15 protein-coding genes and 3 pseudogenes are annotated in these 15,783 nt (G+C 58.2%); 12 read left to right on the top strand and 6 right to left on the bottom strand.

Going from position 1 to position 15,783, the window contains the following annotated elements:
• A pseudogene (locus ACQKPC_RS26620) lies at nucleotides 1-94 on the bottom strand (malonate decarboxylase subunit epsilon); the annotation flags it as partial.
• Between ACQKPC_RS26620 and prs the strand changes: the two are divergent.
• The 5 genes and pseudogenes from prs to ACQKPC_RS26595 form a co-directional block, all read left to right on the top strand.
• Nucleotides 94-624, top strand: a pseudogene (gene prs / locus ACQKPC_RS26615) (ribose-phosphate diphosphokinase); the annotation flags it as partial. The pseudogenes ACQKPC_RS26620 and prs sit on opposite strands and share 1 nt — an antisense overlap.
• 142 nt (nucleotides 625-766) lie before the next feature.
• A complete protein-coding gene (locus ACQKPC_RS26610; RefSeq protein WP_427627500.1) occupies nucleotides 767-1,366 on the top strand; it encodes a 50S ribosomal protein L25/general stress protein Ctc in 600 nt (199 codons plus the stop codon).
• Nucleotides 1,367-1,534: 168 nt separating this feature from the next.
• Entirely contained in the window at nucleotides 1,535-2,119 is a 585-nt protein-coding gene (pth, locus tag ACQKPC_RS26605) for an aminoacyl-tRNA hydrolase (RefSeq protein ID WP_008074178.1), read from the top strand.
• 23 nt (nucleotides 2,120-2,142) lie between these two features.
• On the top strand, nucleotides 2,143-3,243 hold the full coding sequence (gene ychF, locus ACQKPC_RS26600; RefSeq protein WP_008011955.1) for a redox-regulated ATPase YchF: 1,101 nt from the start codon (nucleotides 2,143-2,145) through the stop codon (nucleotides 3,241-3,243).
• 112 nt (nucleotides 3,244-3,355) lie between these two features.
• Nucleotides 3,356-3,466: pseudogene (locus ACQKPC_RS26595) on the top strand (Arm DNA-binding domain-containing protein); the annotation flags it as partial.
• A gap of 19 nt (nucleotides 3,467-3,485) precedes the next feature.
• On the opposite strand, the gene mug reads toward ACQKPC_RS26595, so the two are convergent.
• Nucleotides 3,486-4,001 carry a G/U mismatch-specific DNA glycosylase gene (gene mug, locus ACQKPC_RS26590; protein ID WP_427627493.1) on the bottom strand — a complete coding sequence of 172 codons (516 nt, stop codon included), beginning with the start codon at nucleotides 3,999-4,001 and terminating at the stop codon, nucleotides 3,486-3,488.
• Nucleotides 4,002-4,009: 8 nt separating this feature from the next.
• Nucleotides 4,010-4,633 (bottom strand): TetR/AcrR family transcriptional regulator, encoded by a 624-nt coding sequence (locus ACQKPC_RS26585; RefSeq protein WP_427627491.1) that lies wholly within the window; start codon nucleotides 4,631-4,633, stop codon nucleotides 4,010-4,012.
• Nucleotides 4,634-4,903: 270 nt separating this feature from the next.
• On the opposite strand from ACQKPC_RS26585, the gene ACQKPC_RS26580 reads away from it, so the two are divergent.
• The 5 genes from ACQKPC_RS26580 (at nucleotide 4,904) to ACQKPC_RS26560 (ending at nucleotide 11,027) form a co-directional block, all read left to right on the top strand.
• Nucleotides 4,904-6,040, top strand: a complete 1,137-nt coding sequence (locus ACQKPC_RS26580) for an HlyD family secretion protein (RefSeq protein WP_427627489.1) — start codon at nucleotides 4,904-4,906, stop codon at nucleotides 6,038-6,040.
• Nucleotides 6,040-7,518 (top strand): DHA2 family efflux MFS transporter permease subunit, encoded by a 1,479-nt coding sequence (locus ACQKPC_RS26575; RefSeq protein WP_427627487.1) that lies wholly within the window; start codon nucleotides 6,040-6,042, stop codon nucleotides 7,516-7,518. Before ACQKPC_RS26580 ends, ACQKPC_RS26575 begins: the two co-directional genes overlap by 1 nt.
• A gap of 19 nt (nucleotides 7,519-7,537) precedes the next feature.
• Nucleotides 7,538-9,004: an efflux transporter outer membrane subunit gene (locus ACQKPC_RS26570; RefSeq protein ID WP_427627485.1), complete on the top strand. Its 1,467-nt coding sequence runs from the start codon at nucleotides 7,538-7,540 to the stop codon at nucleotides 9,002-9,004.
• 22 nt (nucleotides 9,005-9,026) lie between these two features.
• Complete coding sequence (locus ACQKPC_RS26565) at nucleotides 9,027-9,980, top strand: aldo/keto reductase (protein WP_427627483.1); 954 nt, start codon at nucleotides 9,027-9,029, stop codon at nucleotides 9,978-9,980.
• Between the two features lie 111 nt (nucleotides 9,981-10,091).
• A complete protein-coding gene (locus tag ACQKPC_RS26560; RefSeq protein ID WP_427627481.1) occupies nucleotides 10,092-11,027 on the top strand; it encodes a LysR family transcriptional regulator in 936 nt (311 codons plus the stop codon).
• Nucleotides 11,028-11,071: 44 nt separating this feature from the next.
• Here ACQKPC_RS26560 and ACQKPC_RS26555 read toward each other — a convergent pair whose 3' ends face one another.
• The 3 genes from ACQKPC_RS26555 to ACQKPC_RS26545 all read right to left on the bottom strand — a co-directional run bounded on the left by ACQKPC_RS26555 (nucleotide 11,072) and on the right by ACQKPC_RS26545 (nucleotide 13,363).
• Nucleotides 11,072-11,329 (bottom strand): DUF2790 domain-containing protein, encoded by a 258-nt coding sequence (locus ACQKPC_RS26555; protein ID WP_427627479.1) that lies wholly within the window; start codon nucleotides 11,327-11,329, stop codon nucleotides 11,072-11,074.
• Between the two features lie 332 nt (nucleotides 11,330-11,661).
• On the bottom strand, nucleotides 11,662-12,567 hold the full coding sequence (locus ACQKPC_RS26550) for a DMT family transporter (RefSeq protein ID WP_427627477.1): 906 nt from the start codon (nucleotides 12,565-12,567) through the stop codon (nucleotides 11,662-11,664).
• A 172-nt stretch (nucleotides 12,568-12,739) separates the two neighbouring features.
• On the bottom strand, nucleotides 12,740-13,363 hold the full coding sequence (locus tag ACQKPC_RS26545; protein WP_427627475.1) for a glutathione S-transferase family protein: 624 nt from the start codon (nucleotides 13,361-13,363) through the stop codon (nucleotides 12,740-12,742).
• An 83-nt stretch (nucleotides 13,364-13,446) separates the two neighbouring features.
• On the opposite strand from ACQKPC_RS26545, the gene ACQKPC_RS26540 reads away from it, so the two are divergent.
• Together ACQKPC_RS26540 and ACQKPC_RS26535 are read left to right on the top strand one after the other, a co-directional pair.
• Nucleotides 13,447-14,292: a helix-turn-helix domain-containing protein gene (locus tag ACQKPC_RS26540; protein ID WP_427627473.1), complete on the top strand. Its 846-nt coding sequence runs from the start codon at nucleotides 13,447-13,449 to the stop codon at nucleotides 14,290-14,292.
• Nucleotides 14,293-14,755: 463 nt separating this feature from the next.
• On the top strand, nucleotides 14,756-15,769 hold the full coding sequence (locus ACQKPC_RS26535) for a 1-aminocyclopropane-1-carboxylate deaminase (RefSeq protein WP_427627471.1): 1,014 nt from the start codon (nucleotides 14,756-14,758) through the stop codon (nucleotides 15,767-15,769).
• Nucleotides 15,770-15,783: the final 14 nt, after the last annotated feature.

The raw sequence follows: 15,783 nt of genomic DNA, 5'->3' as shown, positions 1-15,783 counted from the left end.
GCTGCATCAACTCACCGCGCAGGCTGACCAGATGCAGCGCATCGCTGAAGCTCAAGGCGCCGGCGACCACCGCCGCCGGATAGGCGCCGATGGACCTTCGATATTCCGGTAGATAACATCTACGGCTCCCCGGTACTGGTGGATGACATTGAAGATCAGCGCTTCGAAAACCTGATGATCGTGTCCCCGGACATTGGTGGCGTCGTGCGTGCACGGGCTGTTGCCAAATCCCTGGGCGTGGATCTCGGGATCATCGACAAACGCCGTGAGAAAGCCAATCACTCTGAAGTGATGCATATCATCGGTGATGTCGAAGGGCGTACCTGTATTCTGGTCGATGACATGGTCGATACCGCCGGCACTCTGTGCCACGCGGCCAAGGCCTTGAAAGAGCATGGCGCTGCCAAGGTTTTCGCCTACTGCACGCACCCTGTGCTGTCGGGTCGGGCGATCGAAAACATTGAAAATTCCGTGCTGGACGAGCTGGTGGTAACAAATACCATCCCGCTGTCCGCTGCAGCACAAGCCTGTGCGCGTATCCGTCAACTGGATATCGCGCCGGTAGTTGCCGAGGCGGTCCGCCGCATCAGCAATGAAGAATCGATCAGCGCGATGTTCCGTTAAGGGCCCTGCCCTTTTCATTACATCTCGTTGACGAAAAGCGCCCCGCCCCGGCATTCCTGTCGGGGCGGGGCTTTTTTGCCCATATCGTCTTTAGCGCTGGTCGCAAACGCTGGGGCGAATGTGGTTATTTTGGAGATACAACATGAACGATTTTACTCTGAATGCTGAAGTGCGTTCCGACCTGGGGAAAGGTGCGAGCCGCCGCCTGCGTCGTCTCGCAAGCCTGGTTCCAGCTGTAGTTTACGGTGGCGAAAAAGCCCCTGAATCCATCAGCATGCTGGCTAAAGAAGTTGCCAAACTGCTCGAAAACGAAGCGGCTTACAGCCACATCATCGAGCTGAACGTTGGCGGCACCAAGCAAAACGTAATCATCAAAGCTCTGCAGCGTCACCCGGCCAAAGGCCACGTGATGCACGCTGACTTCGTACGCGTAGTTGCCGGCCAGAAACTGACCGCTATCGTTCCAGTGCACTTCATCAATGAAGCTGCTCCGATCAAGAAAGGCGGCGAAATCTCGCACGTTGTTTCTGAAATCGAAGTTTCGTGCCTGCCGAAAGACCTGCCTGAATTCATCGAAGTTGACCTGGCTGATGCCGAAGTCGGCGCGATCATTCACCTGTCTGACCTCAAAGCCCCTAAAGGCGTTGAGTTTGTTGCTCTGGCTCACGGTAACGACCTGGCTGTTGCCAACGTTCACGCTCCACGTGTTGCTCCAGAAGCTACTGAAGGCGCAGCAGAGTAATTTCACTCTGTTCGCCGGAGTGACCGGAACATCGCGGACTAGAGCGTAGCGAGAAAGCGGGCGAGAACGCGGAGTTTACATAATGGTAAATGAGCACTTGTCGTCCACTTTCGCCGCACCCCCTGATCGCGGCGATGTTATCCATCACTTCAAGGAAGGGCCCCTATCGTGACTGCCATCAAACTGATCGTTGGCCTGGGAAATCCAGGCGCTGAATACGAACAGACCCGGCATAACGCAGGGGCCCTTTTTGTTGAGCGCATCGCACAAGCACAGGGCGTCAACCTTGTGGCCGATCGCAAATATTTCGGCCTGACCGGGCGCTATTCGCATCAAGGTCAGGATGTTCGTCTGCTGATTCCCACCACCTACATGAACCGCAGCGGCCAGGCCGTCGCGGCACTTGCCGGCTTCTTCCGCATCAAGCCTGAAGAAATCCTGGTGGCGCATGACGAACTCGATCTACCTCCGGGCGTTGCCAAGCTCAAACAGGGCGGCGGCCATGGCGGTCACAACGGGTTGCGCGACATCATCGCGCAACTGGGCAATCAGAATACCTTTCACCGCTTGCGGCTTGGCATTGGCCACCCGGGCGTTGCCAGTATGGTTTCAAATTTCGTCCTGGGTCGTGCGCCACGCGCCGAACAGGAAAAACTCGATGCCAGCATCGACTTTGCCCTCGGCGTGCTGCCGGATATCCTCGCCGGGGAATGGAACCGCGCGATGAAAAACCTGCACAGCCAGAAGGCCTGACTCTAACTCCTCGGGGAAACACCATGGGATTCAATTGCGGCATCGTCGGCCTGCCTAACGTCGGCAAGTCCACCCTGTTCAACGCCCTGACCAAATCCGGGATCGCGGCCGAGAACTTCCCCTTCTGCACGATCGAGCCGAACACCGGCATCGTGCCGATGCCGGATCCGCGTCTGGAAGCCCTGGCAGCCATCGTCAATCCAAAGCGCATCCTGCCGACCACCATGGAATTCGTCGACATCGCCGGCCTGGTTGCCGGCGCCTCGAAAGGTGAAGGCCTGGGCAACAAGTTCCTCGCCAACATCCGCGAGACCGATGCCATCGCTCACGTGGTCCGCTGCTTCGAAGACGAGAACGTGATTCACGTCTCCAACAGCGTCGACCCGAAACGCGACATCGAGATCATCGACCTGGAACTGATCTTCGCCGACCTCGACAGTTGCGAGAAGCAACTGCAGAAAGTCGCCCGTAACGCCAAAGGTGGTGACAAGGACGCCGTAGTCCAGAAAGGCCTGCTGGAGCAGTTGATCGCTCACTTCACCCTCGGCAAGCCAGCGCGCACGCTGATGAAGAACATGGGCGCCGACGACAAAGCGGTGATTCGTGGCTTCCATCTGCTGACCACCAAGCCGGTCATGTACATCGCCAACGTTGCTGAAGACGGTTTCGAGAACAACCCGCTGCTGGACATCGTCAAAGCCATCGCCGAAGAAGAAGGCGCCATGGTGGTTCCGGTCTGCAACAAGATCGAAGCCGAAATCGCCGAACTGGAAGACGGTGAAGAGAAAGACATGTTCCTCGAAGCCCTGGGCCTCGAAGAGCCTGGCCTGAACCGCGTAATCCGCGCTGGCTACGAAATGCTGCACCTGCAGACCTACTTTACCGCCGGTGTCGAAGAAGTCCGCGCCTGGACCGTCCGCGTCGGTGCCACCGCACCACAAGCCGCTGGCGTGATCCACACCGACTTCGAAAAAGGCTTCATCCGCGCCGAAGTCATCGCCTACGACGACTTCATTCAGTACAAGGGCGAAGCCGGCACCAAAGAAGCCGGTAAATGGCGTCTGGAAGGCAAGGACTACATCGTTAAAGACGGCGACGTGATGCACTTCCGTTTTAACGTGTAACGGTGACCGTGGATTTACACGGACCTCGATAGACTGAAAATCCCCGTAATCACTCGCTGATACGGGGATTTTTGCGTCTTGGGATCACCATCTTCCTCCATTGTGATCTGGGTTGTTGAAGGACAAGCCCTACAAGCTCACCGACGGAAAAGGGCTGCACCTAGAGGTCAAACCCAACGGCTCAAAAGCGTGGCGCTACCGTTTCGAGCTTCGAAGCTCTCGGCGCGTGTCGAGGCTGACACTCAGCCTGTTTGAAAACCAGTAGCCCGTGATAGCTGCTGATACGCCGTCACCAATTGTTCCAGGGTAAACGCCAGATTGCGCCCGCTGGGGTTGGGCAGCACCCAGACGACCGCATTGCCGAAGGTCTCGGGCTGAAGCCCCCACGCAATGATCTTCTGCCCGGACAGTCCCGAATAAGCCGCTTTGCCGAGAAACGCCATATGGCGTGGATTGTAGCGGGCAATCTTCTGCTCGAAATCGGCCGCGGCGGCGACGAATTCCTGTGCCGACACTTGATCCGCCCGCGCGGTTGGCCGTGCTACCACCGCCGTCAATCCGCACTTGTACTGAAGAATTGAGCGGTCGTTTTCCGGGCGTATTTCTTCGGCCGTGAACCCGGCCAGATGCAGCGTGCGCCAGAACCGATTGCTGCGCCCGGCAAAATGATGCCCCTGCTCCGCCGCAAGCAGGCCGGGATTGATGCCGCAAAAGACCACTGACAGATCTTCCGCGAGAATATCGTCGAGGCCGTTCATGGCGGCGCTCAGCCGCAGATGACGATGACGGCGTTACGCACGATCGCGGCCAGCGCTTCACGGGACTTGCCCGCCCGGGCGCGGATCGAAATGCTGTGCAGCAGCGAAGAGGCGATCACCGCCAGCGCGGCCAGGTCGCTATCAGGTTTCAGTTCGCCGGCCTCGATCGCCGTTTGCAGGCGCGCTTCAAGGTCAGCATCCAACTGGCTGAGCCTGGCCGACAGCACATTGCGGATTTCCGGGTCTTCGACAGCCTCGGTGGTCGCCGTGCCGATGGCAAAGCAGCCACGGGGCTGTCCGTCGCCCGAGAAGTAGATCGCCAATTGCCCTTCATAAAAACCGGTCAGCGCCTGCGCCAGGGTCAGGCTGTTGTCGGTCAATGCTGCCTGCATGGCGGTATGCGCGGTGTCCCAGTATTGATCGAGCGCCTTGATGTAGAGCGCGTGTTTATCGCCGAACGCAGCGTACAGGCTTGGTCGGTTCATTCCCGCCGCCGTGGCGATGCTGTCCAGCGAAGCGCCGGAGTAGCCGGTGTTCCAGAACACGCCGAGGGCCTGTTGCAGCGCTGTCTGCGGGTCATACGCGCGAGGTCGGCCGCGGCCTTTTCCTTCTGTCGTTTTATTTTGTGCCATGCCGTACAAATTCCTTGCAAGGAGTAGAAGTCGCTCATATTCTTACACCATCGCACAAAATTAAGGAACCAGAAATTCCTTGGTCAGCAGCTTTGTTGTAGTGCAGCTCGAATCGGGTGTGGCAACGACGAAACAGCGGTACGGAGCGATCCTCCCCCACCGCGTACGGATTTGATTTCTCGCAGCAATTAATCACGTCGCGGCCACAGGCGATTGCCCGGTTCGGCCCGATGTCCCGTTTTGGCTTCAGCACCTTGGATAGAGCAGATCATGACCAAGCCAATTGATCTCACCGCAGAACACGCCAGCGCCCAGCCGATCCGGGATCTGGCAGACACACCGCCGAAAAAGCCGCTCAAGCAAAAGCTGCGGCCACTGCTGATGGCTGGCCTGCCCGCGCTGTTCGCCGTCATCGGTTACAGCCAATACAGGGCGAACGAGCCTTTCGTGTCCACCGACAACGCCTATGCCCGCGTGGCCAAGTCGTCGATCAATGCGCGGGTTTCCGGGCAAGTGGTCGAGATCGCCGTTGACGACAACCAACCCGTGCGCAAGGGACAAGTGCTGTTTCGCATCGACGCGCAGCCGTTTCAGATTGCTGTCGACCGCGCCGAAGCCCAGCAGGGCAACGCTCGCCTGCGCATCGATGGCCTCAAGGCCAGCTATCGCCAGCAACAGGCCGAACTGCAATCGGCGCGGGCGTCGGCGGAATACGATCAGAAAGAGTTCGCCCGCAAGAAAGCGCTGATTGCCACCGAGTTCGTCTCGCGGGCTGCCTATGAGCGCGCCGAGACCGACCTGAAAGTCTCGCGCCAACGCATCGCTTCGATCGAGCAACAGATCGCCAGCACCGTGGTCGCTCTCAACGGCGATCCGGACATCGCCATCGACCGTCACCCGACCGTGCGCGAAGCCAAGGCCCAGCTCGACGAAGCGCAACTCTATCTGTCCTACGCCACGGTGACCGCGCCGGCCGACGGCATCGTCGCCAAGGTCGACGACTTGCAGGTCGGCAATTACGTCAACAACGGCAGCGCCGCGTTCGCGTTGATTTCCGATCGCGAGATCTGGGTCGAAGCCAACTTCCGCGAAACCCAGGTCACGCATATGCGCCCCGGCCAGACCGCGACGATCACCCTCGATACCTACCCGGATCGGCCGTTCAAGGCTCATGTAATCAGCATGAGCCCCGGCGCCGGGGCCGACTTTGCCCTGCTGCCGCCAGAGAATGCGACCGGCAACTGGGTGAAGGTGGTGCAGCGGGTGCCGGTGCGTCTCGAACTCGACGACGCCGACCCGGCCCTGCCGCTGTTCTCCGGCACCAGCGCCACAGTTCAGGTCGACACCGGGCACCGTACGCCGTGGTGGTATCCGCTCAAGTCATTGCTCAGCGCGGGTAACTCGTGATGAACACCATCTCTCACACCAAGGCTGCCGATCTGCGCGCGTTGCGCTTCGTCGCTCTGCTGGCGACCTACCTGCAATCGGTGAACCTGCCGCTGCCCAATGCTGCCCTGCGCTTGATACAAGGCAGCCTGTCGATGACCGACGATCAGGCCGGGTGGATTTTCACGGCTTATCTGGCCGCCAGCGCGATCACCTTGCCGATTGCCCAGTGGCTCGCCGCATCCTTCGGATTGAAGCGGGTTTATCAGATTGCGCTGGTGTTGTTTGCGCTCAGCCTGTGGCTCGGCACGTTAGCGAGCACGCCGCTGGAGTTCATCGCCGCGCGCATTCTGCAAGGCTTGGCCAGCGGTGTACTGGCACCGCTGTCGATGGCGATTACCCTGGAAACGCTGCCTGCGGAAAAGCGTCCTGCGTTCGGGGCGAAATGGACGGCGCTGGTGCTGTTCGGCATCGTCAGCGGCCCGGGCATTGGCGGCTTGATCTGCGAGTACTTCGACTGGCGGCCGATGTTCTACCTCAGCCTGCCGTTGACGGGGTACATCTTCATGGTGGTGGCGTTGCTGCTCGCGGAGAAAAAAGCCGATCAGCGTCCGCCGTTCGATTTCTTCGGTTTCGGCACCTTCACCCTCGGCATGATCGGCCTGCAGATGCTCCTCGACCGTGGCGAACGCCTGGACTGGTTCGACTCGGTGGAAATCTGGATCGAAGCGCTGGCCTGCGTGCTCGGGCTGTACCTGTTCGCCGTGCATCGGTTGACCGCCAAGGTGCACTTTGTCAGCAAGGCTTTGCTCGCTGACCGCAACTTCGTGCTGTCGACGGTGATGTTCTTCGCCCTCGGCTTTGTACTGCTGTCGACCATGGCGCTGACCTCACCGATGCTCGACGAGATCCTCGGCTACCCACCGGACACCACCGGGTTCCTGACCATTCCACGCGGCATTGGCTTGGTAGGCGCGTTCCTGTTGATGGGCCGTGTGCCGCTGTGGATCGACACCCGTGTGGTAATCGCCGCTGGCATTGCCCTGGTGGTCTACGCCAACTGGCTGATGCTCGGCTACTCGCCGTTGATGGACTGGACACCCGTGGCGCTGACCGGGTTCATCCAGGGGGTCGGCCTCGGCATGCTGATGCCGGCGTTGAGCAAGGTCGCTTTCAGCACGATCAACCCTGCATTGCGCCCGGAAGCCACCGGCCTTTTCAACCTGATGCGGGTCTACGGCAGCACCCTTGGTGTGGCGGTGGTGCAGATCTTTTTCTTCAACAACACCCAGGCGATGCACGTGGCGCTGGTCAGCCAACTGACGCCCTATCACGTGACGCTGCCGACGTCGCTACCGGCGCTGGAAGGTTTGAACCACCTGGTGACCCATCAGGCCGCGTTCGTCGCGGTGATGGGCCAGTTCAAGATTCTGATGCTGGCGATGCTCGTGGTGAGTCCGCTGGTGTTGTTGCTGCGCAAACCTGCTGCGGCCAACTGATCTTCGTGGAGTCTGCAAAATGAAAACGTCTACGCGCTTCACTCACTCTGCAATCCCCAGCGCCTTCAGTGCATTGGCCATGTTGGTAATGCTCTCGGCCTGCACCGTCGGACCCGATTTTCAACACCCCGCCGCCGGTTCGTCGCAGCACTATGATGAGCAAGCCGAACAATCGTCCGGCGATCAACGCTTCGATATGGGCCAACGCATTCACGGCGATTGGTGGACAGCGCTGCGCTCACCGAAACTCGATCAGCTGATGCGCCGCGCCATCGACGGCAACCTCGAACTGGTCGCGGCGGACGCGACTCTGCGCCAGGCCGCCGCCTCCGTTGCGGCGGCGGAAGGTGCGCGGTACCCGCAAGTGGATTTCGCCGCGGCGGGCGGTCGGCAACGGACCCACAATGGGCCGGAGCCGAGCAATGCCAATGTCTATGCCATCGGACCACGGGTCGCATTCGATCTGGATGCGTTCGGCGGCATCAAACGCGAAGTCGAAGGCCAACAGGCGTTGGCCGATTTACACAAGCATCGCTACGAAGCGGCCTACCTCACGTTGACCGGTGAAGTGACCCGACAGGCGTTGCTGCTCGCCTCGGCCAACGCGCAGATCGAGGCTGTGCAAACGCTGCTGGCCAATGACACAAAAAACCTTGATCTGGTGCAGCGCGCACAACAGAGCGGCACCACGACGCGCATCGATGTGTCGCTGGCCGAAACCCGGCTCGCGCAGGATCACACCCTGCTGCCGCCGCTCGCCCAGCAGCGCGATGCGGCGCGACATGCGTTGTCGATTCTCGCAGGCAAAGGCCCGGCCGACTGGATCGCGCCGGACTTCACCCTCGACGAGTTTACCTTGCCGACGAGTCTGCCGGTGAGCCTGCCCTCGGAAATGGCCCGCACCCGTCCGGACATCTTGCAGGCCGAAGCCGAACTGCACATGGCTAGCGCGGCCATAGGTGTGGCCACGGCCAATCTCTATCCGCGGATCGAACTGTCGGCCTCGCTGGCTCAAGCTGCCTCCGGCAATGGCGGCGCCGCACTGTGGGGTTTTGCTGCCGGACTGACCGCACCGATCTTCAATGGCGGCACACTCAAGGCCGAGCGTCAGGCAGCAGTCGATGGCTACAACGCCTCGCTCGCACGCTATCAGCAGACGGTGATTCAGTCGTTCGGCCAGGTCGCGGACACCTTGCAGGCGATCCATCACGGCGCCGAGCAATACCTCGCGCAGGATGATGCGTTGCGCGCCGCCGACAGCAGTTTCCGGCTCAACCAACAGGCTTACGCCCAAGGCGAAAACAGCGTCCTGCAAGTGCTCGAGGCCGAGCGTGCGTACGAGCAGGCGCTGCTTGGGCAGATTCACGTGAAGACCGCGCGTTATCTCGACACGGTGCAACTGTTCGTGGCGCTGGGCGGCAATTCCGTCGGTGTCTTCGAGCAAAAACTCGCCGCGTGTGCAGGCAACGAGCAAACACCGCTGTAACCAACGACACTGGAGAAAAACCATGACCTACGAAGCCTTTCACGATGAGCTTCGCGACACCCGCTGGCCGCTCAACAACGGCGCAGGCGCAATGCCGGCCGTTGGCTTCGGCACCTTGTTCCGCGATCTGAGCACGACCACTGACGCGGTCAAATGCGCGTTGGAGGTGGGTTTTCGCCACTTCGACTGCGCCGAGCGTTATCGTAATGAAGCGCAGATCGGCGTGGCGTTCCAGCAGGTCTTCGCCGCCGGCCACATTCGCCGCGAAGACGTGTTCATCACCACCAAGCTGTGGAACACCAATCACCGGCCCGAGCGGGTCAAGCCTGCATTCGAAGCAAGCTGCCAACGGCTGCAAACCGACTACATCGATTGCTACCTGATCCACACGCCATTCGCTTTCCAGCCAGGTGACGATCAGGACCCGCGGGACGTGTTCGGCCACGTTATATACGATGGCGAGATCACCTTGCTCGATACCTGGCGTGCGCTGGAAAGCCTGGTGGATGAAGGCCGCTGCAAATCCATCGGTTTGTCGGACATCTCCCTGGAGGCGCTGAAAGAGATTGTTGCGGCGGCACGGATCAAACCGGCCGTAGTGCAGATTGAGTCGCACCCGTACCTGCCGGAATGGGAAATGCTCGAGTTCTGCCAACAGCACGGCATCATCCTTTTGGCCTTCGCGCCACTGGGGCACGGGATGGAGCCGAATGTGCTTGAAGAGGCAGTGCTGACCGGCATCGCCCGGCATGTGCAGAAGACCCCGGCGCAAGTGGCACTGGCGTGGGCGGTGCAACGTGGCACGGCATTCCTGACGACGTCGGCAACGCCGAGCCATATTCAGGAGAACTTTGATATCGCGACATTGGCGCAGCGGGCGATGCGTGAGATCAAGGAAGACATCAGCACGCGGATCCGCTTCAATTCGGTGGTGGAAACCGGGGTGCCCGGGTTTATTCCGAGGCGTCCGGCTTGAAGCTTGTGGCGTGATGCAGATTGAAGCCCTCCCCAGAGGGTTAGGGTGAGGGGCTGCCATTGAAGGTGAGCACCGACTCCCAGACACCGTCCCCCATAAGGTGAACAACCAATGGACGTTTTCCAGAGCATGCGTTTCTTCGTCGCCGTCGCTCAGAGTGGCAGTTTCACTGCGGCCGCCGAGTTGCTCGACACCACCACGACCAACGTCTCCAAAGCCGTTTCCGCCCTTGAAGCCCGTCTGCACACACGCCTTATCAACCGCACTACCCGCCGCCTCGCCCTGACCGAAGCCGGCGTACGTTACCTGCAACGCTGCGAACGCATCCTCGATGACGTCCGCGAGGCCGACGAGGAAGCCGGCACCGCGCAGACCCTGCCCGTGGGTCGTTTGAAAATCCACGCAATGTCGGCCATCGGCAACCACTATGTGATCGACGCCATCGCCCGCTACCGGGAGATTCACCCCACGGTGATGTTCGACCTGACCCTGACCAACCGCGTGCCGGACCTGCTCGAAGAAGGCTACGACATGTCCATCGTACTGGCCCGCGAACTGCCTGATTCAGGCTTCGTTGCTCAGCGTCTGGGCATCACTTACAGCATCCTCTGCGCGTCGCCGGCCTACCTGGAAAAACGCGGCAGGCCCGACTCACCCAGCGACCTCGGTGAACATGAGTGCCTGCGGATCGTCAATACGGTCATGCCAGTAGAGAACTGGACGTTCGAAGGCCCGCATGGCATGGAGACCATTACCATTCCCTTGTCGCCCTTCCATATCAATACCGCCGACGGCATGACCATTGCGATCAGAAAAGGTATGGGAATCGGCATTCAGCCGATAGCATCGGCCGTGGATGGCCTGCGGGCGGGGACGTTGGTGCGGGTGTTGCCGGAGTACCGGCTGGAGGAGTTGAACCTGTTCGCGATCTATCCGTCGCGCAAGTTCGTCGATGCGAAGACCAAAACCTGGGTGGATTTTCTCAAGCTATCGATCCCGCAATTGCTGGCATCGGATGAGCACGTTGCTGGAGCAAGAAAAGACTGAGTACAGCAGATATGGAGTGTCGACCCTCCATCCTCCGCACCGAATCAACTGGAACAGCCAGTGCCCATTATTTGATATTGCAGGACATGCCGCTGACCATGGGAATCTTCATAGGTCATCTGAACCGGCACCGGTGCGCACTCATTCGCCGGCTCAGTGATCGAAATCACATGCTCGATATCGAGATTCGTCGAGTAGTCATAGGTTTCGACCGGAAGGTTTGTCGTCGGCACCGTATCCGCATAGGCCTGCGCGCCCAGGCTACCAAGCAATAACACCATCGCCATTTTCATCGTGTTCATGTTGTTCACCGTCTCGTTGAGTGGGCCGCTTCAGCACGATTGCTGGCGGCTTGAGGACGATGCTATGGAATGACGGCGGCGGGAAAAATCGGTCGGAGGGACAAACACTGTTGCCGAATCAGGGATAAATGGCTGGGTCCAGTCAGTTTCAGTCGGTCGCGACAGACTGAAAATGGGTCAGAACGGACGTTTTGGGAGCGAAAGTGAAGCTGTCCCTATTATCCTCTAGCGCTACGCCAGTCTATCCAGCTCCGCCAGCAATTCAGGCGTAATCACCAACTCACTGGTCATGGCAGCCCGTCATTCACGATACCGCCGTGATACACCTTCTATCAGGTCGCTTCGGGTAAAGGGTGCGCTTTCTCAGGCGGTTTGATTGAGCCAATGTAAACCGCAAAGATAGTCAGCAGCGCGCCACAAATCTGCAGCGTGGAGCTGGCCTTGCCGAGAAAGGTGACATCAATGAAATACGTGATCACCGGCTCCAGTAGCAGGATCAGACCGGCCAACCCCAGGCTGATGGCTCCAATCGAACGGTTGACCAACAACCAGCCGACAAACTGCACCAGTACCCCGTATATGATCAACATCAGCAAGGTTTGCCCATCCACGATGGCCAAGCTTTCCCCAGTTGCCAGCGCGTATGTCAGCAGAACCAGTGCCGCCCAAAGACTCAAATTGAGCATCTGTGCGATCTTGTCACCCCCGCCGTCAGGCAACTGGGTGTTGATCTTCAGGAAGTACACGCAGATGGCATACGCCAGCCCCGACAGCACGCCATACACCACGCCCTTGATCCCTACCGCACTGGTCATCTCGGGTAGCAACAACAGATAGAGCCCGACAAAAGCCAAGGTAATGGATACCAGGAAGTAGATCGAAGGTTTTTCCTTCAACAGGTACAACCCCAACAGGGTCATGAAGAACACCTGACAGTTGGTCAGGATCGACCCGATGCCCGGGCCGACGATATAGATGCTCTGGTGCCAAAGCACCAGGTCAATGGCCAAAAACACCCCAGCCAACGCGGTGTACAGCTGCGCCTTGGCGGTTTTGAGCAGCACCGGTGTTTTGCGCACCTTGAGCAGCAGGAAGAACAGGATCGAGGCGAACACCATCCGATAGAATCCTGCGCCACCCGCGCCGATATGGGCGAAAGCGACGGCTAGAGCAGACAGACTGAGCATCAGTCCGCCGATGGTCAATTCAATGATTGCCCGATTGTTATTAGTCGACATGAGAAACCTCATTGATAAAGACCGGCATTAACTTTATGAACACTCACAACTCCCCCAGGCAACAAACACCGGACTCGACAAAGTAGAAAAGCCCCAAAGGTCTTTTCTGCCACGCGTCAAAAAATACAACTAATTCTTAATTGGATTTAATAGTTAGCCGCAACACAACTCTTTAAACTTCTTGCGCGGCCAACTTCAACCATTGTTGTACCGGCGCATAACCCAGAATGTTTTCGACATAACCCTGCAGTTGTTCAGGGATGGCAATCCCATAACGACGGAAGCGGAACACCACCGGAACAAACATCGCATCAACAATGCCAAAGTCACCACAGAGGAACTGTGTTGAACCGCTCACCTCACGGAGCTGCTTCCAGATTGCGAACACCCGCATGATTTCCTCTCGGGTCTCGGCGGTCAGGCTTTCCGGGATGTCACCGGTGTTCAGGCCAAACGACATCTGCGTGCGCAGATGGGTGAAACCGGAGTGCATCTCTGCCGCAGCAGCTCGTGCCTGGGCCCTGATCCGTGAATCTTGAGGCCAAAGGTTGGCGGTCGGATATGTGCCGGCAATGTATTCGCTGATGGCCAGGCTGTCGTTGATGACAACATCATCAAGCAGCAGCGCCGGTACTTTACCGGAAGGCGAGTGCTCCAGGATGCGCTCGCGCGTGTCGCTTTGTTCCAGTTTGATCTGAAGGGTTTCAAATGCAACATCCGCTGTCACAAGAACCAGCCACGCACGAAATGACCATGAAGACTTATTAAAATCCCCAACTACCAGTTTTGTAGACATCGCATCCCCTAGCTTGTGTTGTGAAATAGGTGCTAAATTTAGCGACCTTTTTTTCATACGTATTGCACAAAACTGGACAATCCATGGACGAGAGTCGCCATAACAAAGCCCCTCAACAAAACAAGGACTTTGTTCAATTCTGGCGTATACCCGAAGGCGACTGTGAATTGCTATCTGCGCGTTACAGCACTCAATCTTTCGGCCGACACTCACATGACCGGTACGCTATCGGCGTTATAAGTAGCGGTGTTGAAAAGCTTTTTTATCGCGGCAGTTACTACATGGGGGGCGCTGGCAGTGTGGTCACCATTACCCCCGGGGAGATCCACGACGGCTTGCCAGGCCATGATGAGGGCTGGATGTATCGAATGCTCTATATCGACCCCGAATGGGTCAATCGGATGGTGTTTCAAGGGCGTTTTTCAGACGATCATATTCATCTTTTTCAAACAGCTCTGAGCCAGGCCCCCGACTTCGCCCGGACCTTTTTGCATCAACATCAAATCATTGAAAAATCCCCCTCCAGCCTTGAACGGGAAACTATCCTGCTGGATCTGATGACGCAGCTCTTCGAGCGCAGCGGAGCGCCCATCGAACCAGTCAATGCGGTTGAGCAGCATGCAGTGCAAAAGATCAAGAAGAAGCTCGAAGACGAGTTCGACAAACATCTGTCTCTGGAAGACCTGGCACAACTGGTGAATCTTGACCCTCTTTACCTGATCCGGGTGTTCAAAAAAAGCGTTGGCGTCTCCCCCCACAGCTATCAAATCCAGAAAAGAATCGCCCAGGTCCAAAAAATGCTGCGCACCGGGTCCAGCCTCGCAGAAGCGTCGTTCGCTTGCGGCTTCTTCGATCAAAGCCACATGACCCGGGCCTTCAAAAAAGTAGTCGGCATCACACCCGGCAGCTTCCGCAACAGCAGTGCCTGAGCCTGTAAGTAACCCCATAGCCTGACTCGTTTGAGTCAGCCCTGAAAGGCCTTGCAGTATCTGCGTGAAGTCCCTTAGGGCCTTCAATGTGCGTGGTGTTACACGCCCTGCATCGGCCACCACCCACGCCTCCAATCCACCGCCTTCAAGCCTGTGCACCGCCAGTTCGCCACTATGCTCCAGCACAATCGCCCGCGCAGTTGATAGGGCTCTTTTTCAACTTCGTCCAGACTGTTGAAGATACGTGGTAGGTGTCCACCCGTAGGCCGCACAACGTACCGAGAGCAACGCAGCTACCGTGAAAGTAAAGTCATACACAGCCCCGTTGAAACTCGACATCGGGTACAGACCCTTCCTCGCAAGCAGTGAGTTTCACCGCAGATCGCCCCCCTGCGACACGCGTTCTCACACAGGCGCTCTGCTAGACTGAAAAAACGGCTTATCCGTGATCAGGGGAACCGTCATGCTGGAGACATTCGAGCGCTATCCACTCATGTTTGGCCCAACGCCGATCGAGAAACTGAATCGTCTATCGGCCTGTCTCGGTGGCAATATCGAACTCTATGCCAAACGTGAGGACTGCAACTCTGGACTTGCGTTTGGCGGCAACAAGATCCGAAAGCTGGAATACATCATTCCCGATGCAATCGCTTCGCAGGCAGACACGTTAGTGTCCATCGGTGGTGTCCAGTCGAACCACACGCGCCAGGTCGCAGCTGTCGCGGCTAAACTCGGTATGAAGTGCCGTCTCGTTCAAGAAAGCTGGGTTCCATTCCCGGATGCAGTCTACGACCGGGTTGGGAATATTCTGATGAGCCGCGTGCTGGGAGCGGAGATTGAATTCGTCGACGAAGGTTTCGATATCGGTATCCGCGAGAGCTGGGAGCGGGCGCTGGAGGACGTCAAGGCCAAAGGAGGCAAACCCTATGCTATTCCCGCCGGTGCGTCCATGCACAAATATGGAGGTCTCGGCTATGTCGGCTTCGCCGAAGAAGTACGCGAGCAAGAAGCCAGGATGGGGATCAAATTTGATTACATCATAGTCTGCACGGTGACTGGCTCCACCCATGCGGGCATGCTGGTGGGGTTCGCCAAGGATGGTCGTGCTCGCAATGTGATTGGTATTGACGCCTCTGCCACGCCTGAGCAAACCAGGGCACAAGTATTGGCAATCGCTCAGCATACGGCGCAGCTTGTTGGGCTTGGCCAGGAAATCACCGCTGACGATGTTGTCCTTAAAGAAGACTACGCCTATCCGGCCTACGGCATTCCATCAGAAGAAACCAACGCAGCCATCCGATTGTGCGCTCGCATGGAAGGCATGATGACGGACCCGGTCTACGAGGGAAAATCCATGCAAGGCCTCATTGATCTCGTCTGCCAGGGTTTTTTCCCGACGGGGTCGAAGGTACTTTATGCACATCTTGGCGGGGTACCAGCGATTAACGCGTATAGCTATATCTATCGAAACGGCTGACTTTGCCGGTCCGC

It is taken from the genome of Pseudomonas sp. NPDC089918 (assembly GCF_050280605.1).
Lineage (GTDB): Bacteria > Pseudomonadota > Gammaproteobacteria > Pseudomonadales > Pseudomonadaceae > Aquipseudomonas.
The sequence above is the reverse complement of the archived record's forward strand: the minus strand, read 5'-3'. Positions and strand labels throughout refer to the sequence as shown.